The organism is Stenotrophomonas sp. YJH_SMC_138 (assembly GCF_059369855.1).
This window is the reverse complement of record NZ_JCAFTB010000008.1, coordinates 129,076-151,755: the sequence shown is the minus strand read 5'-3', so window position 1 is coordinate 151,755 and position 22,680 is coordinate 129,076. Positions and strand designations below refer to the sequence as shown.

The following is a 22,680-nucleotide window of genomic DNA, read 5'->3' as shown; positions in this document are numbered from 1 at the left end:
ATGTCCGCATCCGCCCCGGTCTCCGCCGCTCCGCCTCCGGTTCCGCCGCCGTCTACCCCGCCGCGCGCCGTGGCACCGTTGGCAGGTTTCTTCATCGACCTGGGCATCGCCGCCGTCACCCTGGTCGGCCTGAGCATGGTCACCGGACTGTTCTGGGGCTTCTACCGTGCGATCGTGGTCAGCCGCGCCAACGTCGCGGCCAATGGCGGTGCACTCACACCTGACAGCGCCGGCGCGGCAGTGGGCCAGCCCGGGGCCCTGGCCCAGATCCTGATGGCCCTGATCGCCACCGGTGGTGCCGCGCTGCTGCTGTACTTCTGGCGGCGCCCGGCGAACGCCGGCGAACGCCTGGCCTCGCGACAGGCGCTGCAGCGTCCTTCCACCTGGGGCTGGACCCTGCTGGTGGCCACGCTGATCGTGGTTGGCAGCAACGGCGTCGCCTTCCTTTCCAAGCAGTTCGGCATCGAGCCGGTGCCGACCAACGTGGAACTGATGCAGAGCGCGATCGCGCGCTTCCCGTTGTTCCTGGTGCTGTTTGCGGTCGTCCTCGCCCCCGCCTACGAAGAGCTGCTGTTCCGTCGTGTCCTGTTCGGGCGCCTGTGGCAGGCCGGCCGCCCCTGGCTGGGCCTCATCCTCAGCAGCCTGGCGTTCGCCCTGGTCCATGAAGTGCCCGGTGTCAGCAAGAACTCGCTGCTGGGCATGGCGCAGCTGTGGCTGGTCTACGGCGGCATGGGTGCCGCCTTCTGCTGGCTGTACCGCCGCACCGGCACCCTGTGGGCGGCGATCACGGCGCATGCGCTGAACAACGCGGTGGCGCTCGCCGCAATGGTGTTCCTGGGGTCAACGTAACGCCGTGCCCGCTTGACGAAAGATTAAGCAGGTACTCTACACACTGCGCACATGAACACGGGGGCGGACCCATGAAACAACTGCTGCTGGCTCTAGTCATCACCACCGTGGTCAGTGCCTGTGCGACCACCACCTCGCCAACCGGAAGACGGCAGATGGTGGGCGGCGTATCGCAGGCACAGCTTGACCAGCTCGGCGCGCAGGCGTTTGCCGAGACCAAGCAGAAAGAGAAGATCAGCACCGATGGCCGCCAGAACGGCTACGTGCAGTGCGTGGTCAACGCGTTGGTCGCGCAGTTGCCGCCTCAGTACCGTGGCGTACGGTGGGAGACCGCCGTGTTCGTCGACAAGGAACCGAACGCCTTTGCCCTGCCCGGCGGAAAAGTGGGCGTGAACACCGGCATTTTCACCGTCGCCAAGAACCAGGACCAGTTGGCTGCCGTGATCGGCCATGAGATCGGCCATGTCATCGCGCGTCACCACGAAGAACGCATCACCCGGCAGATGGGCGCGCAGACCGGCCTGGCCGTGCTGGGCGCGCTGGCCGGTGCCGCCTATGGCGATGGCGCCGCCAGCACGGTCAACCAGCTGGGTGGGATGGGCGCGCAGGCGGCCTTCCTGCTGCCGGGTTCGCGCACGCAGGAAAGCGAGGCAGACGTGATTGGCCAGCGGCTGATGGCGCAGGCTGGATTCAACCCGGCCCAGGCCGTGGACCTGTGGCAGAACATGATGGCCGCCAGCGGCGGTCGCAGCCCGCAATGGCTGTCCACCCACCCCGATCCGGCCAACCGGATCCAGGAGCTGCGACGTGATGCACCGGGCCTGACGCCGGTCTACCAGCAGGCGCAGGCGGCCGGGCTGCGGCCAAAGTGCGGATGAGTGCGCAGTTCTATGCTGTATTGCAGCACATAAAACGATTTCTCACGCCATCTGTTTCTGATACGTTTGGCGGCTCAGATTTTTCTGACAGTCCGACTTTGCCGCTATCCGGCGGTTCGATCGAGGTGAACGATGATTTTCCGTAACCACAAAGCTGTGCTTTCCGTCCTCGTCGCGACCGCCCTGACCGGCGCCGTGGTCACCGATGCCTTTGCGCAGTCCTCGCGTTCCTCCGACCGTGGCAGCCGCGGCGGTAGCAGCAAGCAGGCCAAGGCCGAACCGCTGTACCCGAATGCGACCCGCCAGGAGCCGACCGCCAAGGCCTCGGCCAAGATGGGCAGCAAGCTGCAGAAAATGATCGACAGCTACAACAAGGAAAAGTTCCCGGAGACGCGCGAACAGGCTGACGCGATCCTGGCCGACAGCGCTTCCAACGAGTACGACAAGTCGCTGGCCGCGCAGCTGGCCTCGCAGGCCGCCTACCAGACCGACGACGTGCCGGGCGCCATCGCGTATCTGAAGCAGGTGATCCAGTTCAACGGCCTGGACAACAACGGCCACTTCCAGTCGATGCTGATGCTGGGCCAGCTGCAGCTGCAGGAAGACAAGACCGCCGAAGGCCTGGCCACCCTGGACAAGTACTTCGCAGAGAGCAAGTCGACCAAGCCGGAAGAGCTGATCGCCAAGGGCCAGGCGCTGTACCAGCTGGAGCGCTACCAGGAAGCGATCCCGGTGCTGAAGCAGGCCATCGCCGGCGCCGCCGAGCCGAAGGACAACTGGAACCAGCTGCTGATGGCGGCCCTGTCCGAAGCCGGCCAGACCGGTGAGGCCGTGCAGGCCGCAGAAGCGCTGGCGGCCAAGAACCCGACGGACAAGAAGGCCCAGCTGAATCTGGCCAACATGTACATGCAGGCTGACCAGATGCCGAAGGCCGCCGCGGTGATGGACAAGCTGCGCAGCAGCGGCCAGCTCACCGAAGAGCGCGAGTACAAGCAGCTGTACTCGATCTATGCCAACACCGAGAACAAGGAAAAGGACGTCATCGCGGTCATCAACGAAGGGTTGCAGAAGGGCATCCTGAAGCCGGATTACCAGGTCTACCTGGCGCTGGCCCAGTCCTACTACTACTCCGACCAGGTGCCGCAGGCGATCGATGCGTGGCAGAAGGCTGCCCCGCTCTCCAAGGACGGTGAGACCTACCTGAACCTGGCACGCGTCCTGCATGCCGAAGGTCGCGTCCCCGAGGCCAAGCAGGCCGCCCAGCAGGCGCTGGCGAAGGGCGTGAAGAACCAGGCGGATGCCAAAAAAATCATCAACCTGAAGTAAGTAGGAATAACGCCTGAATGCCTGCTCAGTTGATGCGCAGGCGCTCAGGATTGGTATAAGCTTGGAGGTTCCTGCGGTGTCATGCACCGCTGATCAGGGATCCCGCCCCCGGGATTCCGGCCCCACTATTGAGCTCTTGGCGCATGACGGAACAACTAGTCGTTCACCGGTACGAACAACCCGATGACAAGGGGCTGAGCTGGCCTCGCATCGTCGGCATCGCGTTTGTAATTGCCCTGCATCTGGCCGCCTTCATGATGCTCCTCATTCCCGCCGTGGCTCCCAAGGCCGTCGCGGAGAAGGAGCGCAACGTCATGGTGACCATCGTCGACGCGCCGCCGCCGCCCCCACCGCCGCCGCCGCCGCCGCCGCCGCAGGATACTCCGCCACCGCCGGTGAAGAATCTGTCGCCGCCGAAGCCGTCGCCCGTACCGCCGCCGCCGCAGGCGCCGGTCGTGGACGTGCCGGAGCCGCGCCCGAACGATATCGTCACCCCGCCGTCGCCCCCGTCGCCGCCGGCTCCGCCGACCTCGATCGAGGCCAGCGTGGACATCTCGTCGAAGGCCATGAATCCGCCGCGCTATCCGCCGGCCGCCTTCCGCGCGGGTATCCAGGGCGAAGTGATCCTGATCATTGATGTCGATGCCAACGGCAACGTCACCAATGTCACGGTGGAAAAGTCCAGCCGTAACCGCGACCTGGACCGTGCTGCGATGGAAGCAGCTCGCAAGTGGCGCTTCAACGCCGCTGAATCTGGCGGTAAGAAGGCGGCAGGTCGCGTTCGCGTCCCGGTCAACTTTGCGCTGAACTGATGCGTCCGGGTGGCCCTCCGGCCACCCCCGCTCCCGGTTCGATTGTTTAGCTTAGCTACACCCTTTATCACCACACACAACAAAGGTAAGCGTCATGCTGCAGGAAATTTTCATCGCCGCTGCTGCCGGGGGCAATCCGTCCAACGCCCTGTCGCAGATGGGCTTCGAGCACCTGATCCACGAAATGACCACCAAGCCGGGTGATTTCGCGGTTTCCTGGGTCGTGCTGCTGACCCTGATCGCCATGTCGGCCATGTCCTGGTACTGGACCGTCATCAACATCTTCCGTGCCACCCGCCTGAAGAGCGCCGCTGACCGCGTCGTCAGCCTGTTCTGGGACACCCCGAACGCGCAGGACGCCATCCGTGCGATGGAAGAGCAGCCGGCTTCGGAGCCGTTCTCGAAGATCGCCCTGGACGCTGCCCAGGCCGCTGCCCACCACCAGCGCGCTGAAGGCGGTGCTACCGGCGGCGTCGGTGAGAACCTGAGCCGTTCGGAGTTCGTCGACCGCGCTCTGCGCCAGGCCGTCACCCGCGAAAGCAACAAGCTGCAGTCGGGCATGACCCTGCTGGCCACCGTCGGCGCGACCGCTCCGTTCGTCGGTCTGCTGGGTACCGTGTGGGGCATCTACGGCGCGCTGATCAAGATCGGTGCCACCGGCTCCGCTTCGATCGACGCCGTTGCCGGCCCGGTGGGTGAAGCGCTGATCATGACCGCGATCGGTCTGTTCGTCGCAATCCCGGCCGTGTTCGCCTTCAACTTCTTCAGCAAGATCAACAGCGCGACCATCAGCAAGTTCGATACCTTCGCGCACGACCTGCACGACTTCTTCGCCACCGGTTCGCGCGTCCGCTAATTGCGGCGCGCGTCACCCAGCGACGAAGTAAGTAGTCACCAAGATCTAGACGGAGCCCGTTATGGCTTTCAGTAGTGGTAACAGCGGCGGCCCCATGGCCGACATCAACGTTACGCCCCTCGTGGACGTGATGCTGGTGCTGCTGATCATCTTCATCATCACGGCGCCCCTGATGTCCCACAAGGTCAAGGTGGATCTGCCGGAAGCCAACCTGATCCAGAAGCCGGAAGATGCTGAAAAGCGTCCGAACCCGATCACGCTGGCAGTCAAGGAAGACGGCTCGATCTACTGGAACGACGAAGAAATCAACAAGCAGACTCTCGAGTCCCGCTTGGCGACCGCCGCACAGCAGACCCCGCAGCCGCCGCTGAACCTGCGTGGTGACCGCACCACCAAGATGCGCGTCATCAACGACCTGACCAAGGTCGCGCAGGAACAGGGCATGCTGGACGTCGGCTTCGTTGCGACCAAAGAAAAGGGGCAATAAGCCATGGCATTCAGTAGTGGTGGTGGCAAGGGCCCCATGGCAGACATCAACGTCACGCCCCTCGTGGACGTGATGCTGGTTCTGCTGATCATCTTCATCGTGACCGCGCCGATCATGACGTACCCGATCGCCGTGGACCTGCCGCAGCGCGTGCTCAACCCACCGCCGCAGCTGGTCGAACCGCCGCCGCCGATCGAACTGAAGATCGACGCCAGCAACCAGGTCTCGTGGAACAACAGCCCGATCAATACCAGCGAGCTGCAGCAGCGGATGGAGCAGGAGGTCCAGCGTGACCCGACCAACCAGCCGGAACTGCGCATCGACGCCAGCCCGGATTCCGAGTACGACGTGATGGCCAAGGTTCTGGCCGCCGCGAAGAATGCTCAGATGAAGAAGATCGGATTTGTGCAGCAGTAAACGCTACACCGCAATACAACAGTCATGACGCGACTGCAGACGCCCCTGGAAACAGGGGCGTTTTTTTGTGTTCTCGTCGTGGCGCACGGGTTGGGGTCAGATCCCTTTTCCTGAGGAAAGGGATCTGAGCCCATCCGACCCCATCCGGCAGCAGGCGCCGCTATGATCGGCGGATGCTCGCCCTCTTCGACTCCCTGCGCCATTGGCTCGACGGCATCGCCCACCTCGGCACGATCCTGGCGGTGGCCTACCTGCTCTACCTGTTCGCGCTGGCGGGCTGGATCATGCTGCAGAAGCGCGAGCCGGTGGCCACGCTGAGCTGGATCCTTTCGCTGGCACTGCTGCCCTACCTCGGGCTCTTCATCTACTACCTGCTGGGGCCGCAGAAGGTGAAGCGGCAACGGCTGCGTCGTGGCCGTGCACGCTCGGGCATGGAGCACTACAGCGATGTCTGCCCGCCCGATTCGGACTGCACCGAGCTGGCCAAGGTTGCCCAGGCCACCACCGGACTGGCGCCCAGCAGTGCCACCGAGGTGACCTGGCTGGTCGACGGCGCAGCCACCTATGCCGCGCTGCTCGACGCGATCGCACAGGCGCGCGACCACGTGCACCTGGAGTACTACATCTTCAACCCCGACCATGCCGGCACCGCACTGCGCGATGCCCTGGTCGAACGTGCGCAGGCCGGTGTGCAGGTGCGCCTGCTGCTGGATGCGGTGGGCTCTTCCGCCCTGCCCCGGCGCTTCCTGCAGCCACTGCTGGACGCCGGCGGCGAAGCGATCTGGTTCCATCCGCGACAGCTGCTGAAGCCGTTCAAGCGCCCGTGGCTGAACCTGCGCACCCACCGCAAGCTGGTGATCGTCGACGGTCGCCTCGCCTTCACCGGCGGCATCAACATCACTGACGAGGAAGACGAGAGCCGCAGGCCCGACGCTTACCGCGACCTGCACATGCGTATCCGCGGCCACGTGGTGCGCAGCCTGCAGCTGGTGTTCGCCGAGGACTGGCTCTATGCCAGTGGCCAGGACCACTCGCGTTTCGACATCGCCCGCCTGTGGCCGGCCGACATGCCGCTGCGTGCGGATGGATCGATCAGCGCCCAGGTGCTGGTGTCCGGGCCCGACTCGGGCTGGGAGACCATCCACCGCCTGCACGTGGCGGCGATCCAGGAAGCACACGAGCGCGTGTGGCTGGTGACGCCCTACTTCGTGCCCGGTGAAGCAGCGAGGATGGCGCTGACCTCGGCCGCGCTGGGCGGCCTGGACGTGCGCCTGCTGGTGCCGAAGATGAGCGACTCCTGGTTCGTCACCCAGGCCGCACGGTCCTACTTCGACGAACTGCTGCACGCGGGCGTGAAGATCTACGAGTACGGCCCGCGCATGCTGCATACCAAGGCGTTCATCGCCGACGACGATGTCTGCATCGTCGGCAGCGCCAACTTCGACCACCGCAGCTTCCGGCTGAACTTCGAACTGTCGATGATGATCAGCGACCGTGACCGCGTCGCTGCACTGGCCGAACTGCTGCAGGGCGAATTCGACCGTTCCACGCGGGTGCACGACCAGGCCGGCCGCTCGCTGTGGCTGCACCGCCTGCCCGAGGCCTTCGCCCGGCTGGCCTCGCCGCTGCTCTGACGCAGCGCTACACTGCGGCGATCATCCGGGGAGCCCGACTATGTACTGGTTGTACCTGCTGCTGGCGCTGGGCTGCTTTGCCTTCGCCCTGAAGACCCCGAGCGCGGGGTTGATGACCCTGTGCCTGCTGGCGGCGCTCGGCTTCCTGCTGGCCTGGGTGCGCGGCCGCTACGTGGCCCGCTTCGGTGACCTGCAGCGCGACCCGGCCACGCTGATCGATGCCGAGGAGCTGCGCCGCCTGCGCGAACAGGCCCAGGCCCGCCGCACTGATGACCACAACGACCACGACCCGTCCCCTCTTTCCAAGTAGTCCCGTTCCATGACCCAGCTCAGCGTCAACGTCAACAAGATCGCCGTCCTGCGCAATTCGCGCGGCGGCGCCGAACCGGACGTGGTGCGCGCCGCCCAGGCCTGCCTGGATGCCGGCGCGCATGGCATCACCGTGCATCCGCGGCCGGACCGCCGGCATATCACCGCCGAGGACGTGCTGGCCCTGTCCACGCTGACCCGCGCGCGTGGCGTTGAATTCAACATCGAAGGCAATCCGTTCGCGCCGCCGCGCGAGGGCTACCCGGGGCTGCTGCCGCTGTGCGAACAGACCCGTCCGGCGCAGGCCACCCTGGTCCCCGATGATGATGGCCAGATCACCTCCGACCACGGTTTCGACTTCGAACGCGATGCCGAGCGCCTGCGTCCGCTGGTGGCTGCGCTGAAGGCCATGGGGTGTCGGGTCAGCCTGTTTGTTGACGCGGGCAACCCATTGCTGGAGCAGGCAGCTGAGGTGGGGGCGGACCGCATCGAGCTGTATACCGGGCCCTATGCAGAGGCGCATGCGGCGGGCGATGCCGATGCGATGCTGGCGCTGTTCGCCACTGCTGCCCGACGAGCGCAGGCCGTCGGCCTGGGTGTCAATGCTGGCCACGACCTGTCGCAGGACAACCTGCGCGACTTCCTGGCCCATGTGCCGGAGGTGCTGGAGGTGTCGATCGGTCACGCGCTGATCGGCGAGGCACTGTATGACGGGCTGGATGCCACCGTGCGCGGGTACCTGGCGCTGCTTTGATGCATTGCAGCCGAGCGTAGGCTCGGCTCCACAAGGTCTCTGCATCAACTGTAGAGCCGAGTCCATGCTCGGCTCAGCCTCGCCCTGAACCCTTCAGGCGGCCGTCGCAGCCATTGAGACGGCCACGACGTACCCTGCCGCAATGGGTATTGCGATCAAGGGCCGAGGTTCCACGTCCCACCTTGCCGGGCGCTTTGAAGGCACCGTCAGCGAGGCGGTGGACGACGGCTGGGCGGTCGACGAAAGCGAAGAGTTCCTCGCCCCGCGCCTGCGCACCGAAGTACGCGCCGAAACCGCGCGCAGCATCATCACCCGCAACAACTCGCCCGACGTCGGCTTCAGTCAATCGGTGAATCCCTACCGCGGTTGCGAGCACGGTATCAATACCCCCTGATTGTTCACTAGATAAATCCATATAGATCAACAGGTTAGAGAATAATCAGTAAACACATTGCTATCGGCACAATCCCCCGCGCAGTGCCGGCCAAACACGCCCATCCTGGAGAGGTTGGCCAACCTTCGTGGTCTGCAAAGAGTGTTAGAGCCCTGCGGCGCGCAGCAGGGCCGACATCGAGGTACCCATGCCTTTAGCAACTCGCTCCAAGGTAGCGAGAGTGAGGTTCTTTTCGCCACGCTCGATCTTGCTGTAGTAGGCGCGGTGCATCTGGATGTGGTCAGCAAAGGCTTCTTGGCTGACACCCAGATCAATGCGATGCGCGCGGATCACATCTGCAAGTTTCGCTTGGTTCGTATGCTCGACCATACGAAGCAGCTTGTGGTTCCAGTACTTTAAAGACTACGCCTCTAAAGGTAGTCTACTTATAAGTACTAATTGCATCTCCCATGAACTTTTACCTCGTATGTCCGGAACTGGAGTTCACTCTTGAGCTTCCCTTTTCTCCCATGGGCAGGGAGCAGGTCGCTATGCAGATGCGTCGAATGCAAGAAGAGGAAGGGCAAGCAAGAGGCTTTGAGTACCGCCTGGCAGAAGAGCTCTCAAAGCTCATCCCCCAGCTAACGGATTGGGACATCAAGCCGCCCACGGGTGCACAGATGGCATATGCGACTTCGCTCTGCGCACAGTTGGGCATTCCACTGCCTGCAGCAACACGTCGATCGCGGGCATTGATGCAGATCTTCTTGGCGGAAGCCAAAGCGCTCCATGGCCAACGCAGCTGATAAAGGCCTTGCCAGCCGAAGCTGTGGATAAGCCTGGGCAGAACCTACTCGCCAAACGACCGTATGGCCTACAGCTAGCTGAATTTCACGGTGTTGCGGCGCCTGTGGTTAGCAATAATACTAACGGCCCGACCTTCCCAAGTTGTCGCCATGGAACAGGATGCTCGAAAGGCCCAAGTTCCCCTCAAAGGCAGAGGGGCCGCATCGCGTGTCCCAAGCCGTTTCGATACCACTGCAACAGTGGGAGTCGACGACGGCTGGGAGTCGGTCTACCAGGAGATGGAAGACGCGCCACCGCTGAGAACTCAGGTGCAGGAAGAGCGAGCGCGCACAGTGATCAGCCACAACTCATCCCCTGACGTTGGCTTTAGCGCGTCGGTCAACCCGTACCGCGGCTGCGAGCATGGCTGTGTTTACTGTTTTGCTCGCCCTTCTCACTCCTACTTGAGCCTTTCACCAGGCTTAGACTTCGAGACGCGCCTGTTTGCAAAGACAAATGCCCCGGAGCGCCTCAGAGCAGAAATTAGCAAGTCGAACTACAAGTGCACCCCGATTGCGTTGGGGATAAACACAGACGGCTATCAGCCGATTGAAAGGAATTACCAAATTACACGCCAATGCCTTGAGGTGCTTGCTGATGCCAAGCATCCGGTGAGCTTCGTCACCAAGAGTGCCTTGATCACCAGGGACGTCGAACTGCTGGCGTCGATGGCCAAGGATCGGTTGGTTACGGTCTACTTCTCGGTCACCACGCTCGACAGGAAGCTATCTGCAAAACTGGAACCACGAGCTGCTGCTCCCCACGCAAGGCTGCGAGCAATGAATCAGCTGCACGAGGCAGGAGTACCGGTAGGGGTTTTGATCGCGCCGGTCATTCCCATGATCACCGACCATGACCTAGAAGCCATCCTTGAGGCTGCTCACGAACACGGCGCTCGGGCAGCAGGCTACGTGCTTCTCAGGCTACCCAACGAGATTAAGGACATTTGGAGAGAATGGCTCGAGCTGCACTATCCGGACCGCGCTGCGCACGTGCTTAGCTTGATGCGACAGATGCATGGTGGAAAGGAGTATGACGCCAGCTTTGGCACCAGGATGTCCGGAACTGGCCCTGTAGCGGACTTGATCCGGAAGCGCTTTGAAAAGAAGCATCGTGAACTCGGTTTCACTAGGCTGCCAGCGCTGGCCACTCATCTTTTTCAACCTCCCCAAGACAAGTCGCCACAGGGGCAACTTTTCTAGCCGAACGGAAAACGAGGCTAGCATCAGTACAAAGCTATGGATGCAGTCCGAGCGGCGCCTACAGGGACAGAGCGTCCTAGGTTTCTGAGTACTGATACCATCTCCCCGAAAAGGAAATAGCATCTCCTCCGCAGCAAGCTTAGACGGCTTTCCAAACATATTTGGTTATCCCGCTTCCTCATGAAAAGGACCAGCGTATGCCCAAGCAAGTGAGAGGTTTATCAGTCTACCGAAGCACGATTGAGCGGCTGCCACAGTTTCGCATTCTTAGCGGCCCACTCACAGAACACCAAGCGGCGATGCTGGGATTCGACGACCTTCCGCTCGCAGGCGCTTCCATTGTGCCAAGCGCCGAAGGACCCGCGACGTTATTCAATGCCCGAGGCAAAGAGATCATCCGAAAGGACCTTCCGATGGTCACCAAGTCTCGATCAATCAATACCTCGTGGAAGGACTGGCACGGACACACTCACCACGGTACTCAGACAAGATCCTATGAGACCTATCCCAGGGAATACGTTGCACCACCTGGTGAATTCCTCACTGCTGTAGATACAGACAGTGGTATCGCAATGGCTACTAGGATCATTGACCGGACGGAGCCAGAAGAGAGCATTGCAAACCTCCTCAACATCTACCTGGAATGCTTCCAACACTTCGAAATCGTTGACCCGGACCTCGCGGTGCCGGTCAGGGTCGAGAAGATCAACTGGCGCATTCTCCCTCCGGGGAAGTTCCCGTTCGATAGAGCGATGCAGGTATTGGATAGTTATCTGAAGCAGTTGACCGACAGCGACCGCGCAGTCGCTAAGCAGCGCATCCGGACCATCACTCGTCACGAGCCCGACTTCATGGCAGTCGGATTAGGCGGTTTCAGTGAGTACATCGTTTTTGGGTTCACGGGAAGGAATCGATACGTGTTCGAGAGTCCCGAGTCAGGCAATGCCACTTACATCTTCAGGAACGAGTGGGAGGCGGTGTCTCAGCTCACCAAACGCCAGATCCTTCAAGAGCAGCTGCAGGAGACCAGGATCATCCACACCTCGCGTTGGGCCGTAGAGGTCTCAGAAGCAATCCAACGGAAGTGAAGTGGTTGGGCAAAGTTTCAGAGGGGCGTAGCCCGAACCGGTACCCTGTGACCCACGCCATGGATAGCTACCTACCGATGCGTTTACTCAGGCTTAGAAGCTTAGACAGGAACTCCCAATGAAGCCAACCATCCTGGCACTGGACCTCGAAGGCACGCTCATCTCCAACGCAGTCAGTCAGATTCCTCGCCCTGGGCTTCACCGGTTCCTAGAGGATGTCCGATCGCAGTTCGAGGAACTTGTACTGTTCACTACGGTTCCCGAGGCACTTGCAAGAAGAATTGCCGGACTCCTGGCTAGGGAAGGCAGTGTTCCGGCATGGTTTGTCGAGCTTCGATACATCCACTGGTCTGGAAGGACAAAGGATCTTTCCTATGTCTCCCCCCACGTGGGTGAAGCCCTTCTCTTGGATGACCATGGCCCCTATGTGCATGATGGGCAGGAGAGACTGTGGGTCGAGATCCCGCTGTTCGGCTCCCCGTACTCGTCAGACGATGACGGGTTGCAGATCGCAGCTGAACGCCTGACCGATCGCATCATTGAACTGCAGAGTGCATCCGACCTTGGCCACATGATCGCCGATCATGGCTGAGCAGCGCGTTGTCTCGATGGCTCGTTGAAAGAGCGCGTATGCAGCGGCCGTCCTCTCGCACATTCGGCACAGTTAGGGATCAGCACGCGGGCAGCACTCGAGAAACTCTTTGATAGCGTCGCTCCGGAGAACCCGGAGACGGCCAACCAAAGGTTGCCAGCAATCAAAAGTGGTGCAGTGGCGTTGCGGCAACCTTACCTTTGCCGGCAGCAATTGAATCGGTAGCTCCAGGCGTACCCACTGCCCAGCCAACACGCTTCCCTAAAGAACGCGCAGTAGCAACCGCGGCGTCTCCCGATTGATGATGTCAACTCACTGCCAGCCTTGGGTAGCCATTGACCGCGCGCTACCGATTGCCGCGCCAAGCGGACACCAACATTGGTACTGAAGGAGCAAATCTAGCCTGCGCGACGAACGAACCCACCTCTCTGTTGCGCACTTCCCCCGTACCAGCGAGCAGGTCTTCCTTCACACCGAGCGTACCAGTAGGGTCACGATCACGCGTAAATATATGAATCAATGGAAGTAAAAAGTAGGCATGATTCTCATTTCAGTTGTTAACGTACCGTAAGGCTCACAGCAAAAAAAACTTTCCGTATACCTGATAGCTTTCGGCGCCATGGTCTATGACGTCGAAATATGCACCGCACGTGCAATCGCTTCGGAAGCGACAGGAATCAAGTGTGCGCAAGGCGTACCCTTACCCGAAGGCTTCTGCTTTTTGGTCAGCAGGTCTGATGGAACGATCGTTCAGCCCGCTTTTGAATTCTTTGCAGATGCCCATCTAACGATCGGTCCAAAGCCAAAGCTTGCCTGCAGCAAGAACACAACCGCAGCTATCGCGGCTGACCTCACCGACTTCCATCACTTTCTTGACGCAAGAAAAAAGCTCGTTTCCGACGTAGATGAGGATCTCCTCAGATCCTATGCGGACACCTTGACTGACCTGGACTCTGCGGTGACCTTGGATAAGCTCGCCGCCGCGACTATTCATCGAAGATGGTCGACCGTGACCAAGCTAATCGCATTCTGCGTGAAACGGGGATACCTGAGGAAGGCACCAGCGCTGCTGAGCAAGCAGACGAAGCGAGGAACTGTTCAAGTTCTCGACGTTGGCGTCGACCTTCCCGGGCTGAACGACGCTGACGAACTCATCACTGCGCTCCATCCCGAGACCGTCGTCGGTATTCTTGACGAACTAGGTCCAAACCCTGTGCTCGAGCGAAACGGTCTGGTTGAACTGGCATACGCAACCACGGCGCAGCGATTGATGGCTGAGCTTTGCTATCAAGCAGGACTGAGGCGGGCGGAAGTGTGCGATCTCAAAGCGAAAACCATCCTTCAGGCCCGTACGGAAGGGCGCGATCCTCTCACTGCAGTCGCCATCCCCGTGCTCGGGAAAGGTAACAAGAAGCGCAATGTTCCCGTTCCAGTCTGGCTACTCAACGCGTTGAAGCGCTATGCCAAAGGTGTTCGGCAGCGCCTCGTTGACCTCCGACTGGGATACCACAAGCTCGAGGATCACGGCGTCCTATTCGTCCTCGACGCAAACAACCGCAAGCATGCGGGCAATCCGATAACCCCGCAGATCTTCGACCGGCATTTCGCCCAGGCCAAGGACAGGCTGCTCAAACGGCTCTCCAAAGAGCGTGACCTGGCTCGCTACGAATCCACGCAGCGCGAGCGAATAACCATTCACGCCCTTCGACACACCTTCGCCTTGTACACGTACATGGAGAAGCGCGCAAACGGTGACATGGATGCGATCAAGTATGTTCAGTCGGTACTGGGACACAGTCTCAGGGATACGACTGAGTCCATCTACCTGCGAAGCGCGAACGCATTCGAGAGCGAAACCAGGGAATCGATCAGACTGCACCTTGAAGGTCAACCCTTTATGCGAATCGGCGTCGAGGCCTGACGAGTTGGAGCTCACACGGCTCCACGGCCAGCATACGCACTACTCCTCGCATGTGACCGACTCACCTTATCAAATCAGATTGAACACGGATTGGAGCGTTACGTGGCAGGAAGAAGATCCGCCCAGCTGCGGCACGCCGTAGTAGTTGAGGAAAAGGTAGGCAACACAAAGAAATGGGATGTCCGCGAGAGCGCTGGTCGCCTAGAAGTCGCGTTCAGGCGCGCCGGAGACCTGCGCGACAACATCGTTAATCTCAGCCGGTGGAAGGGCATAGGTGCAGCGGCACCGCTCTTCGCCGAGGCGTTCTGCCGAGCTAACAAGAACAGCAGGGAGACGACTAGATCCTCTTCAGCTAACAACATCGTGAGTGGCCTGGTGCAGTACCTAACCGTAAAAGGGGTAAAGATAAGCGGCCCAGACGACACTCCAATGGATCTCGGCGAGTCCTTTCTAACGTATCTGAAAGGTAGGGATACCACGCACCCGACAGTTCTCTCGGTGGAGACCCAGCGCCACTATTACGGGACCTTCAAGAAGGTCGTTCTTGCGCTGCACGAGATGGATCCACGGTGGAAGGTGATCCGTATTCCGCCAAAGCCGTTCGCAGGACTGCCACGGAAGAGCAAGCCGAAAGAGCTGGACCGTGCGGCTTGGGCCAACGTCATGAAGGCGGCGGTCGAAGAATGCATATCGACAATGGACGAAGTGTGGCCGCTTCTAGATAGGGTTCACAGTGCCCTCGCTCAGAAGAAAAAGGGCGACGCTGTATCGCTAAGCGATCCGGCAGAGGCAATTGCTCAAATATTGGCAAACTTTGACGGTCATCTTCCTCGCCAAGGCGCGGTTCACAAGCTCCCAGGCGTAGGAAAGATCAGCGAAAGCGAGTACTTCCGTCTGAGGAGACTAGCGCACCCGATCGGCGGCGATCTGATCCCATTCTTTCTCGTACTAGCCATGCACTCGGGCTTCAACGAGCAGCCACTTAGAACACTCACCCTGAATGGCATATCGGAGCACTACCCGCTTGGACAAAAGCGAACGGTGATCAAGTCCTCCAAGCGCAGGGCTGGAAGTTCCGCTCAGGGCGCGACACAGCGAGCAGCCTTCCCCGCTAGCGATCACCCGCTAGCGCCTGAAAGATTGATCAGTTTCGTTATTGCTTGGACCAAACGAATCAGAGACTACGCTGCTGGTGAGCTTGCCAATGACTTCTTCCTCCACGCAGTTTCCGAAGGCGGGCGGCACAAGCGCCGAGGAATGCACATCGACTCCTACTCAGCCAGAACCGACGACGTGACCACGCGGGTGACCGGTTACATCACGTTGTTCTGCAAACGAAGGGGGCTTAAGTACTCTGGCTCTCAAGCAAACAGGCTTGCGTTCTCCGAAGCGGTTGATGGGCTGACCGACGGCGACGCCTTCGAGCTCCGAGCAATGCTAGGCCATCGGCTACTGTCAACTGGTCAAGACAGTTACCAGACAACCACGATGCAGCATCGGCAAAAGGAACAGCTGGCAGGAGCCATGACCGCACAGGAGCGCTGGGTGACTTCAAATGGAAAGATCGACACACGCTCCGCCCGAAGTGATCGTGAGCAAACGGCAGCCACGCAGGGCTTCTGCTGTGCAGATCCATTCCAAAGTCCTCAACCAGGGCAGCGCCATGGAAAGCTCTGCACCAGCTATGGTTCCTGTCCTGCATGCCCGCTCGCCGCAGCTGATCCAAACGAAGCCTACGCGCTCGCGCGCTTTCTTCAACTGCAGGAGCTATACGAAGAAGCCAGGGCAGAGCTCGGCAGCGAGATCTGGAGGCGAAAGTTCGAGAATGCCTATCTCGCTCTCCGCGATTCATGGATCCCAGCAGTGAGCACAACTGCGAATCGACAATCAGCGATGATGATCATGCTGACGCCCCTGCCTGGACTTGAATAGTCCGGCTGTACCGCCACTAGCGAATCAATTCTAGAGATATGGCTATGCCCGCAGCAAGAAAGGTCGAAACAGCGCAGGCAGCGACCCTGCATCCTTCCTTCCAAGTTGACTATGACAGTGATGTCTGGACCTTTGCCCAGACCACGGTCGGCCAACAGAAGGAGTTTGTCACAGTTGACTGGGCAATCCCTGTGGCACGCGGAGAGTTGCTCACGGACTACAAGCACAGAGGACTGCTCTCTGAGCTGAAGTGCTACCTCAAGACCGCCATCATTGAGGACACCGTACGTATGACGGTTGGGTCTATCCCTGGCACTTACATGGGCATGAGGGAGCTGGTGAAGTTCATGGGAGAGCGGGAGATCCACTCCCTCTTCGATATCACCACGGCGATGAGCTGGGACTACGTCGAAGGTCTCGAAGAGCAGTACATGACGGCCCGAAGTGATGCCGGTCGAGACAGGGCGTGGACGCATGCGACCGCCTACAAACTCATCCATCCACTTACACAGATCTACGAAATCGCGGACAGCTTGCGCGCCAGAGGCGGACAAGCACCGTGCGAAGCGCCGTTTGACGGAAGAAAGACCTACGACGTCGTGACAGAGCCGCTCGGGCTTGCTCGAACGGGTGGATTGATGCCTGTCCCGGACGAGATCTCGGTACCGATTCTTTCCTACGCATGTGAATGGATTGAGTACGGCTCGGAGGATGTGATCAGACTTCAGGCTGAGGTCATCCCGATGCTGATCGACGCAAGAAGTGCTACGGGACCGAGACGAATCGCCTGCTTTCGTCAGATCAAACGGCACATCGAGGAGTTCCAGATGAGCCCGATCCCAGGGACACTGACACCCTGGCATGAGCCATTGGCCACCATAGATCGGATTGATGACGCTGGTGACGAGCGCGAGATTAGCGGAACTCAGGGCCTGAGACGCCTAATACTAATGACTCAAAGCGCATGCAGTGTCTTGCTGCAGGGATGCACCGGGATTCGAGCTCATGAGCTGATTGGCCTCTCCCTGGACCACGATCCGACGCTACAGCACGGTGTGGTCAAGTCAGTGACGTCGCTAGACGGACTAATGGAGGTGTTCTCCATCTGTGGCATTTCCGCCAAAAGGGAAGCGACTCGCCATGAGTGGACTGCCGGACTGCGCCCGTTGGGCACGAATCACCTGCCGATCGTGCTGAAATCCGTCGAGGTGCTGGTGCGGCTAATGGAGCCTTGGCGAGCACTATCGGGCACTAAGTCACTGATGCTCAGCTTCTCCCACGCCAAGTCCCTTCCATCGGGTCCCGATGGAATCGGCCGAATGACAGCATCCAGAAATTCTCTGCTGCAACGTGAGTTTGCCGTCGAAGCCCTCACGAAGAAGCGTGGCATCGAAACGACGCAAGCTGTTTACGAGGTGAGGTACCTACGCCCGCAGCGATGGAGGATCACCTTTGCGCACTATGTGTTCCGATCCAAGCCGGAACTAATGCCAGCGCTACGGACGCACTTCCGTCACATGAGCGAGCAGATCACGGATCAAGGGTACATTGGAAACGATGCGGCTCTGCTCGAGAACTTGGAAGGAGAGAGAGTCATGGAGACCTCTCGGTTCCTAGTTCAAATCACCCTCGGCAGGCCGATCGGAGGTGGACCGGCGCAGCGTCTTCTCATGCAGCATGCCGAATCAATGACCGAGGCACTGTCCAAGATGGACGGAGAGACGCCGATCGATAAGGCCGTGGCATACGTGAAACTCACCGACCTGCGGATATGGACAGGGACCTACGCAAGTTGCCTGATTGATATGTTGCCTGACCGTTCCAGCTGCAACCCACAAGCAAGCCTCCTCACTGTCCGCGCCTCGCCGAACTTCGGCCTACGGTCGCCCGGCCTGTGCGCGGGGTGCAAGTGCTGCATCATCCTGCCAGAGCATAAGGACTTTTGGGAGGATCGCCTCCTGAAAAATCAGGCCATTGTCCAGATGGAGCGGACCAACTCTAGGGATCAGTATTCCAAGATTGCTATGAGCCGTGTTGTTCAGAGTCGAGCAGTGCTGAGGATGATATCCAACGCTACCGGGGACGCTTCCGATCGTTCCGGCGAAAGTTGACGACATTTGCTCCATCGTCTCTCTTGGTACTCTGCTTCTGAAGCCGGGACACTGCGAGTTGGAGAGATGCGTTGTGGATGTTGGTCTTGTAAAGCAGAGCCTTCAACCTTGCGTTCTCAGCCTTAACCCTGGCGAGCTCTTCAGCTACTGAGCCTCGCCTCTCCTCCTCAGCCAGCTCCTGAATTCTAAGCCAGACGTGCCCAAGTCGAGCGTGCCTTGATCCAAAGCTCCCTCTATTTACTCCTGCCTCTGCCGCGACCGCGGTAGGCGTGATGATCCGATGACCTGCGGCCATCTTTGCCTTCAGCAGTTCATTGGTCGGGCGTCGCTTCACCAGGCGGTCAAGAGCGGCCAATGCCTTATCCTCTACTGAGTTGGGTCTGCTCATTCTGCTGTCCGCTGACGCATCATTGGTAAGCAGATAGCCTACGCCACCTTCGCCGCCCAATCATCTAGGTGGGACAAGGAGAACCTTGAAATCAATCCTGATGCAGTCGCTGCCCGGCGAGACCCACGTTCTTCAGACCCAGATGTTCAGCAACGACTTTGGGACAAGGTCCATTGTGACCATTGCAATGATGAAGCGCCGCAAAGCTTCGTGCCTGATAGGGCGCAGAATGGTTAGGTTGAGGCTATGGGGTCGGGGTCAGCGTTGGGGTACTGGAGCAGATCACCAGCCCTTTCGCACCACGCGTGAGGGCTACATAGAGGTTCTGCACGCTCATGCTCTCCGGATAGAGGACCACGGCAATGTCTGCCTCGAGACCTTTCAGAAGGAGAGTGCTGCCGACTGCTCTGCGCGCAATGGGGCGGCTGAGGTGACGATTTCGCTCGCGGGCATGAAGTGCGGCTCCTAATAGATCTTGCTCTCCGTTGATAACGCTTCGCATGGCTGATCGACAGCAGTGCAGAATCTCGGGCCGATAGACCCGAGTGCCTGTCTGTTCGGCCAAAGCGTCCACCAGCCGCAAGGCGCGCGTCATGGTCCGCTCGGACTCAAAGGCGACTGCCTCAGCTTCTACAGGAGTTGGAGGTGTCCTGGCTCTCCCTCTACGAATGGTACCGACACGCGTCACTAGATTCGCCGTGCCGACGCCCGTCATCATGAGAGCGGAGAAGGTGGCCAAGTCTTGCAGCGCACTAGGAGCCTGAAGATTGAATTGCCTGGCGAAGTTGACGAGGTCTCGCATGTCCACGGCTTCTACCGCCATTGCCCCAGGCGTTTGGCTGGTGAGTTGGTGGCGGCCTTGAACATTCATGGACTCGCCAATTACCAGAACCGTTCCTTGGCTACCAGGCGCATTGGTCCGTGCCGCAGTCAATCTTTGCTGCACTTCACTACCGGCAACCAGCTGGATCCAACGAACGGATGACGGAGCCGTAGTTAGATCAATGGGTAAGCCGGCCGTAAGAGCATGCCTTTGGGATAGCAGCCACTGGCCCAGCTCTTCATTACCTGCAATTTGCCAGCGCCAAGGGGTTCGAAGGCTACCCGCTGCTGGGAAGGACGATTGAACGTCTTGTTCCCAGTGAACCAGCCGATTTCCGCCAAATCCGAAGATGGCCTGCAGAGGGTCACCGAGGACGCACGTGGGCAAAAGCGCAGCGAGGGTGGACACGATGGAGTGCTGAACGGTGCTGCAATCCTGATACTCGTCAACCAAAAGCCGGGCGTAAGTGGCTGCGATGGGTGCAGCGATATGCCCCGAGTCCAAGAGTTGCCGGAATGATTCACGGATCGCGGGGTAGTCGCTACCCGCGTTGTTGAGCTCCAAGAGTTGGGGATGATGGCCACTGCGCGCCGGGAACTTGGCGATGAGACGCATAGCGAATCCATCAATCGTCGACAGCCGATAGGCAGAGCTGGGCACCCCCGCGCGTTTCAAGCGTGTCCTCAACGCGGTGACGCCAGCATTTGTGTGAGTCAGAACAAGGATCGGTCTGTTCCCAGAGTGGGATGCCAGCGCCTCGGCAATCAGCTGGGTTTTGCCGCATCCTGCTGGGGCGGTGATCGATCCGCGTTGGATAGCTAGCAGATCGATTTCAGGCAGCACGGGTAAAGGCCCAGAGTTGGTCTACTACTGCCTTGAAGCTAGCGTCCGCGTTTGCGTAGCCCCGAGAGACGATATCCAGGACGATTGACTGGTAAGTCGTAAGCGACTTGAACCAGCTATTCTTTTTGATACGGGAGACTTCGCCAAGCAGTACGCGAATATCAGGCGGATAGGGTGAATTCGGCCTCAGCGCTTCGATGGACGCCAAAGTTGTTAGACCGTTCGATTTGGCAACCAGCTGTTGGTTCATAAGATCTTCGCCAACACGCTCTTTAGCCTTCAGGAGCAGGGCATCAATCGATGTGTCAGGAAGGCAGAGGAACAGCTCGTCCTCCAACGTCATTCCTGCCCGCCAAGTCACGAGGCTGCCGCCTGATTGAAGATATGCTTCTGCAACACCTGGAGCGGCAGGTTTGTCAGCGTCTATGAAGACGAGGACTCGGTAACCCAGATCCATAAGCGCAGTCGCTCGGGCAAAAGCGTTGTCCGGAGTGCCTCCGCCTGCATTGACGTATGCACCACCTAAAGCCAAGAAAGAGGATTCTTTGCTGGCTACCCCCCATAGATCGAGGCCACGCACAAACCCTACCTCGCTTGCTCCCTCGCACACAATCACAGACTTCGCCAGAAAGGCCTCCGGGTCAGTGCGCAGCGTGCTTTGAATCTCGTCGGTCGAGCCAGCGGAAATGACGACATGGCCAGCCGGTCGTGGCCGAACTACAAGCAGCTGCTCACCTGAAAGCTCACGAAGTGCCACAGGGGAGTGTGTTGTGAGAAACGCTTGGAGAGGCGGCGGCGTCTCCTTGGCTCCCAAGGAATCCAGCAGCCGCATGAGCCGATGGGGCTCTAACCCATATTCCACCTCATCCACCAAGGCAATCGGCGCTGACTCCGCCGCGGCCCGTTGAAGTCCCGTCACCAAGAGTCGAGAAGAACCCGTACCAAGGGACCGAAGGGGGATGCCTGCCTCGCTGTGAAGCGCGATGGCGCCTTCGCCGATGGAGACGGAGTGCGAGTCGAGTAAGGCCTGCGGCATCGATCCGACGTCAACTCCAAGGCTCTGGGCAGTTGTCCGGACGATTCCGAGTGTCTGACTCAGGTGGGGCGATGCTTGAGCGCCAAAGTTGGCGCGCGCCTGACGCGCTGCTAGAGCGAGCTGGGCTCCCAATTCTGCGCGCTCGTCTGTTAGCCGGTTGAGCACCGACCCGCGGCTCCAAGATAAGTTGGAGCTTGTAAAGCTGCCGATGCGTGCCGGAGCTAACACGATGCGTTCTTTCCAAGGCAGGCTTCGTTCCAAGCCTTGTTGAAGCGACCTATCGGAGATCAGCGTCCAGCTGGGCTCAAGGTCCGCCCCGACTTGAAGCAGCAGCGTAAGCACTGTCTCCAACCCCGCGGCGGGTTCGTCTTCTAGGGTGTCAAATACCGAATCGAATCCTCGCAAGAAGTCGCCATAGACATCAATGTCCATCAGCGATGCCGGCAGTTCCCCGAATGTCACGGCAATACGAATGGGCTCTGAGACATCGAGGTCAAAAAAGTCCATGTCGCCGAAGGAAATGCTTCGTCGAGCACCCAAGCACAGGTCGATGGCATCGAGGATGGTGGACTTGCCACTATCGCCAGGACCGATCAAACAGTTGATGCCCGGGGCGGGCGACCAGTCGAGCGCCTTGATGGATCGAAAGTTCCGAATGGCCAAATGGCGAATTCGAGGCATGGGGCGTCCTGTAAGAGGCTTGGTCAACGGTCCGTGTAGGACGCAGACTGACACCAACTCCTACTACGCCCCTGAGGCAATCCTAGCCCTAAAGCGTTCTGCCAGTCATTGGCTCATTGGTGGAACTTGGCGCCACGCCGAGCTGCTTCGCGAACTTCCCTAACCTGTAACGCGGCAACACTGAGAGAGCGGTTCCAGGTCGCTTCTTCCGTGGTCACCTGCCCGCTTGCAGGCGACGGAGGTCCGTTCATCGCCAACAGCGGACTTCCCTGAGCGAAGGAAATTGGTTCGCGAAGCTGAATAGGCTTGAGCTGGTGTCCGCCCGGCGCGCGGCGGTGCTAGGATTCGGCCATGGACATCGGTCGGACAACCTTAACCGTCGGCGTCGCCATAGTCGCGGTTTCTTGCGGCGGGTCCCAGGGGCGCTGGACTGCCTTTGTCTATCCGCCCGGCGCGTCCACTCAGGAAGTCCGTCACGCTGTTTATGGCGATTACGACACCTTCGAGCATTGCCAGGCGGCT

The 22,680-nt window shown here is 59.9% G+C and carries 21 protein-coding genes and 1 pseudogene; 18 read left to right on the top strand and 4 right to left on the bottom strand.

What is annotated here, in order from left to right; all coding sequences use genetic code 11:
• The 11 genes and pseudogenes from AC5P7I_RS16715 to AC5P7I_RS16665 form a co-directional block, all read left to right on the top strand.
• Window positions 1–849, top strand: coding sequence for a CPBP family intramembrane glutamic endopeptidase (locus AC5P7I_RS16715; RefSeq protein WP_046433405.1), 849 nt, complete (start codon window positions 1–3; stop codon window positions 847–849).
• A 71-nt stretch (window positions 850–920) separates the two neighbouring features.
• Entirely contained in the window at window positions 921–1,727 is an 807-nt protein-coding gene (locus AC5P7I_RS16710) for a M48 family metallopeptidase (protein WP_014645409.1), read from the top strand.
• A 132-nt stretch (window positions 1,728–1,859) separates the two neighbouring features.
• Window positions 1,860–3,053, top strand: coding sequence for a tetratricopeptide repeat protein (locus AC5P7I_RS16705; RefSeq protein ID WP_014035419.1), 1,194 nt, complete (start codon window positions 1,860–1,862; stop codon window positions 3,051–3,053).
• Window positions 3,054–3,196: 143 nt separating this feature from the next.
• The gene (locus AC5P7I_RS16700) at window positions 3,197–3,865 is read left to right on the top strand and encodes an energy transducer TonB (protein WP_049408447.1); all 669 of its coding nucleotides are present in this window, start codon (window positions 3,197–3,199) and stop codon (window positions 3,863–3,865) included.
• A gap of 94 nt (window positions 3,866–3,959) precedes the next feature.
• Window positions 3,960–4,721, top strand: a complete 762-nt coding sequence (exbB, locus tag AC5P7I_RS16695) for a TonB-system energizer ExbB (protein WP_005411738.1) — start codon at window positions 3,960–3,962, stop codon at window positions 4,719–4,721.
• Between the two features lie 61 nt (window positions 4,722–4,782).
• Window positions 4,783–5,208, top strand: a complete 426-nt coding sequence (locus tag AC5P7I_RS16690) for an ExbD/TolR family protein (RefSeq protein WP_005421196.1) — start codon at window positions 4,783–4,785, stop codon at window positions 5,206–5,208.
• Window positions 5,209–5,211: 3 nt separating this feature from the next.
• Window positions 5,212–5,625 carry an ExbD/TolR family protein gene (locus tag AC5P7I_RS16685; RefSeq protein WP_005411740.1) on the top strand — a complete coding sequence of 138 codons (414 nt, stop codon included), beginning with the start codon at window positions 5,212–5,214 and terminating at the stop codon, window positions 5,623–5,625.
• Window positions 5,626–5,798: 173 nt separating this feature from the next.
• Window positions 5,799–7,259, top strand: coding sequence for a cardiolipin synthase (cls, locus tag AC5P7I_RS16680; RefSeq protein WP_014645411.1), 1,461 nt, complete (start codon window positions 5,799–5,801; stop codon window positions 7,257–7,259).
• Between the two features lie 40 nt (window positions 7,260–7,299).
• Complete coding sequence (locus tag AC5P7I_RS16675; protein WP_014645412.1) at window positions 7,300–7,569, top strand: hypothetical protein; 270 nt, start codon at window positions 7,300–7,302, stop codon at window positions 7,567–7,569.
• Between the two features lie 9 nt (window positions 7,570–7,578).
• On the top strand, window positions 7,579–8,322 hold the full coding sequence (locus AC5P7I_RS16670) for a pyridoxine 5'-phosphate synthase (RefSeq protein WP_014645413.1): 744 nt from the start codon (window positions 7,579–7,581) through the stop codon (window positions 8,320–8,322).
• A gap of 142 nt (window positions 8,323–8,464) precedes the next feature.
• Window positions 8,465–8,701 (top strand): annotated as a pseudogene (locus AC5P7I_RS16665) (PA0069 family radical SAM protein); the annotation flags it as partial.
• A gap of 159 nt (window positions 8,702–8,860) precedes the next feature.
• Here AC5P7I_RS16665 and AC5P7I_RS16660 read toward each other — a convergent pair.
• Window positions 8,861–9,085, bottom strand: coding sequence for a helix-turn-helix domain-containing protein (locus AC5P7I_RS16660; protein ID WP_012478633.1), 225 nt, complete (start codon window positions 9,083–9,085; stop codon window positions 8,861–8,863).
• A gap of 80 nt (window positions 9,086–9,165) precedes the next feature.
• On the opposite strand from AC5P7I_RS16660, the gene AC5P7I_RS16655 reads away from it, so the two are divergent.
• The 7 genes from AC5P7I_RS16655 (at window position 9,166) to AC5P7I_RS16625 (ending at window position 18,387) form a co-directional block, all read left to right on the top strand.
• The gene (locus AC5P7I_RS16655) at window positions 9,166–9,501 is read left to right on the top strand and encodes a hypothetical protein (protein ID WP_012478634.1); all 336 of its coding nucleotides are present in this window, start codon (window positions 9,166–9,168) and stop codon (window positions 9,499–9,501) included.
• A 150-nt stretch (window positions 9,502–9,651) separates the two neighbouring features.
• Entirely contained in the window at window positions 9,652–10,743 is a 1,092-nt protein-coding gene (locus AC5P7I_RS16650; protein ID WP_021204599.1) for a PA0069 family radical SAM protein, read from the top strand.
• 299 nt (window positions 10,744–11,042) lie between these two features.
• Entirely contained in the window at window positions 11,043–11,831 is a 789-nt protein-coding gene (locus tag AC5P7I_RS16645) for a hypothetical protein (protein ID WP_232418926.1), read from the top strand.
• A gap of 118 nt (window positions 11,832–11,949) precedes the next feature.
• A complete protein-coding gene (locus tag AC5P7I_RS16640) occupies window positions 11,950–12,423 on the top strand; it encodes an NIF family HAD-type phosphatase (protein WP_021204601.1) in 474 nt (157 codons plus the stop codon).
• Between the two features lie 619 nt (window positions 12,424–13,042).
• Window positions 13,043–14,344 (top strand): tyrosine-type recombinase/integrase, encoded by a 1,302-nt coding sequence (locus tag AC5P7I_RS16635; RefSeq protein WP_012478638.1) that lies wholly within the window; start codon window positions 13,043–13,045, stop codon window positions 14,342–14,344.
• Between the two features lie 90 nt (window positions 14,345–14,434).
• A complete protein-coding gene (locus AC5P7I_RS16630; RefSeq protein WP_021204602.1) occupies window positions 14,435–16,276 on the top strand; it encodes a hypothetical protein in 1,842 nt (613 codons plus the stop codon).
• A gap of 38 nt (window positions 16,277–16,314) precedes the next feature.
• Window positions 16,315–18,387, top strand: a complete 2,073-nt coding sequence (locus AC5P7I_RS16625) for a hypothetical protein (protein WP_005414981.1) — start codon at window positions 16,315–16,317, stop codon at window positions 18,385–18,387.
• On the opposite strand, the gene AC5P7I_RS16620 is transcribed toward AC5P7I_RS16625, so the two are convergent.
• From AC5P7I_RS16620 to AC5P7I_RS16610, 3 genes are all read right to left on the bottom strand, one after another.
• Window positions 18,350–18,775 (bottom strand): hypothetical protein, encoded by a 426-nt coding sequence (locus AC5P7I_RS16620; RefSeq protein ID WP_146033496.1) that lies wholly within the window; start codon window positions 18,773–18,775, stop codon window positions 18,350–18,352. The genes AC5P7I_RS16625 and AC5P7I_RS16620 overlap by 38 nt on opposite strands.
• A 244-nt stretch (window positions 18,776–19,019) precedes the next feature.
• Complete coding sequence (locus AC5P7I_RS16615) at window positions 19,020–20,441, bottom strand: UvrD-helicase domain-containing protein (RefSeq protein ID WP_012478642.1); 1,422 nt, start codon at window positions 20,439–20,441, stop codon at window positions 19,020–19,022.
• The gene (locus tag AC5P7I_RS16610) at window positions 20,431–22,158 is read right to left on the bottom strand and encodes an ATP-dependent nuclease (RefSeq protein WP_005414983.1); all 1,728 of its coding nucleotides are present in this window, start codon (window positions 22,156–22,158) and stop codon (window positions 20,431–20,433) included. The genes AC5P7I_RS16615 and AC5P7I_RS16610 overlap by 11 nt, the downstream gene beginning before the upstream one ends.
• Window positions 22,159–22,680 lie beyond the last annotated feature (522 nt).

Excerpts from the sequence above, each read along its gene's own strand:
- AC5P7I_RS16610 (WP_005414983.1), bottom strand. The coding sequence starts at position 22,158 with ATGCCTCGAATTCGCCATTTGGCCATTCGGAACTTTCGATCCATCAAG.
- AC5P7I_RS16710 (WP_014645409.1), top strand. The coding sequence starts at position 921 with ATGAAACAACTGCTGCTGGCTCTAGTCATCACCACCGTGGTCAGTGCC.
- AC5P7I_RS16670 (WP_014645413.1), top strand. The coding sequence starts at position 7,579 with ATGACCCAGCTCAGCGTCAACGTCAACAAGATCGCCGTCCTGCGCAAT.
- exbB (WP_005411738.1), top strand. The coding sequence starts at position 3,960 with ATGCTGCAGGAAATTTTCATCGCCGCTGCTGCCGGGGGCAATCCGTCC.
- AC5P7I_RS16650 (WP_021204599.1), top strand. The coding sequence starts at position 9,652 with ATGGAACAGGATGCTCGAAAGGCCCAAGTTCCCCTCAAAGGCAGAGGG.
- AC5P7I_RS16635 (WP_012478638.1), top strand. The coding sequence starts at position 13,043 with ATGGTCTATGACGTCGAAATATGCACCGCACGTGCAATCGCTTCGGAA.
- AC5P7I_RS16660 (WP_012478633.1), bottom strand. The coding sequence starts at position 9,085 with ATGGTCGAGCATACGAACCAAGCGAAACTTGCAGATGTGATCCGCGCG.
- AC5P7I_RS16685 (WP_005411740.1), top strand. The coding sequence starts at position 5,212 with ATGGCATTCAGTAGTGGTGGTGGCAAGGGCCCCATGGCAGACATCAAC.
- AC5P7I_RS16700 (WP_049408447.1), top strand. The coding sequence starts at position 3,197 with ATGACGGAACAACTAGTCGTTCACCGGTACGAACAACCCGATGACAAG.
- AC5P7I_RS16705 (WP_014035419.1), top strand. The coding sequence starts at position 1,860 with ATGATTTTCCGTAACCACAAAGCTGTGCTTTCCGTCCTCGTCGCGACC.
- AC5P7I_RS16675 (WP_014645412.1), top strand. The coding sequence starts at position 7,300 with ATGTACTGGTTGTACCTGCTGCTGGCGCTGGGCTGCTTTGCCTTCGCC.
- AC5P7I_RS16620 (WP_146033496.1), bottom strand. The coding sequence starts at position 18,775 with ATGAGCAGACCCAACTCAGTAGAGGATAAGGCATTGGCCGCTCTTGAC.
- AC5P7I_RS16640 (WP_021204601.1), top strand. The coding sequence starts at position 11,950 with ATGAAGCCAACCATCCTGGCACTGGACCTCGAAGGCACGCTCATCTCC.
- AC5P7I_RS16690 (WP_005421196.1), top strand. The coding sequence starts at position 4,783 with ATGGCTTTCAGTAGTGGTAACAGCGGCGGCCCCATGGCCGACATCAAC.
- AC5P7I_RS16655 (WP_012478634.1), top strand. The coding sequence starts at position 9,166 with ATGAACTTTTACCTCGTATGTCCGGAACTGGAGTTCACTCTTGAGCTT.
- AC5P7I_RS16645 (WP_232418926.1), top strand. The coding sequence starts at position 11,043 with ATGCTGGGATTCGACGACCTTCCGCTCGCAGGCGCTTCCATTGTGCCA.
- cls (WP_014645411.1), top strand. The coding sequence starts at position 5,799 with ATGCTCGCCCTCTTCGACTCCCTGCGCCATTGGCTCGACGGCATCGCC.
- AC5P7I_RS16625 (WP_005414981.1), top strand. The coding sequence starts at position 16,315 with ATGGCTATGCCCGCAGCAAGAAAGGTCGAAACAGCGCAGGCAGCGACC.
- AC5P7I_RS16715 (WP_046433405.1), top strand. The coding sequence starts at position 1 with ATGTCCGCATCCGCCCCGGTCTCCGCCGCTCCGCCTCCGGTTCCGCCG.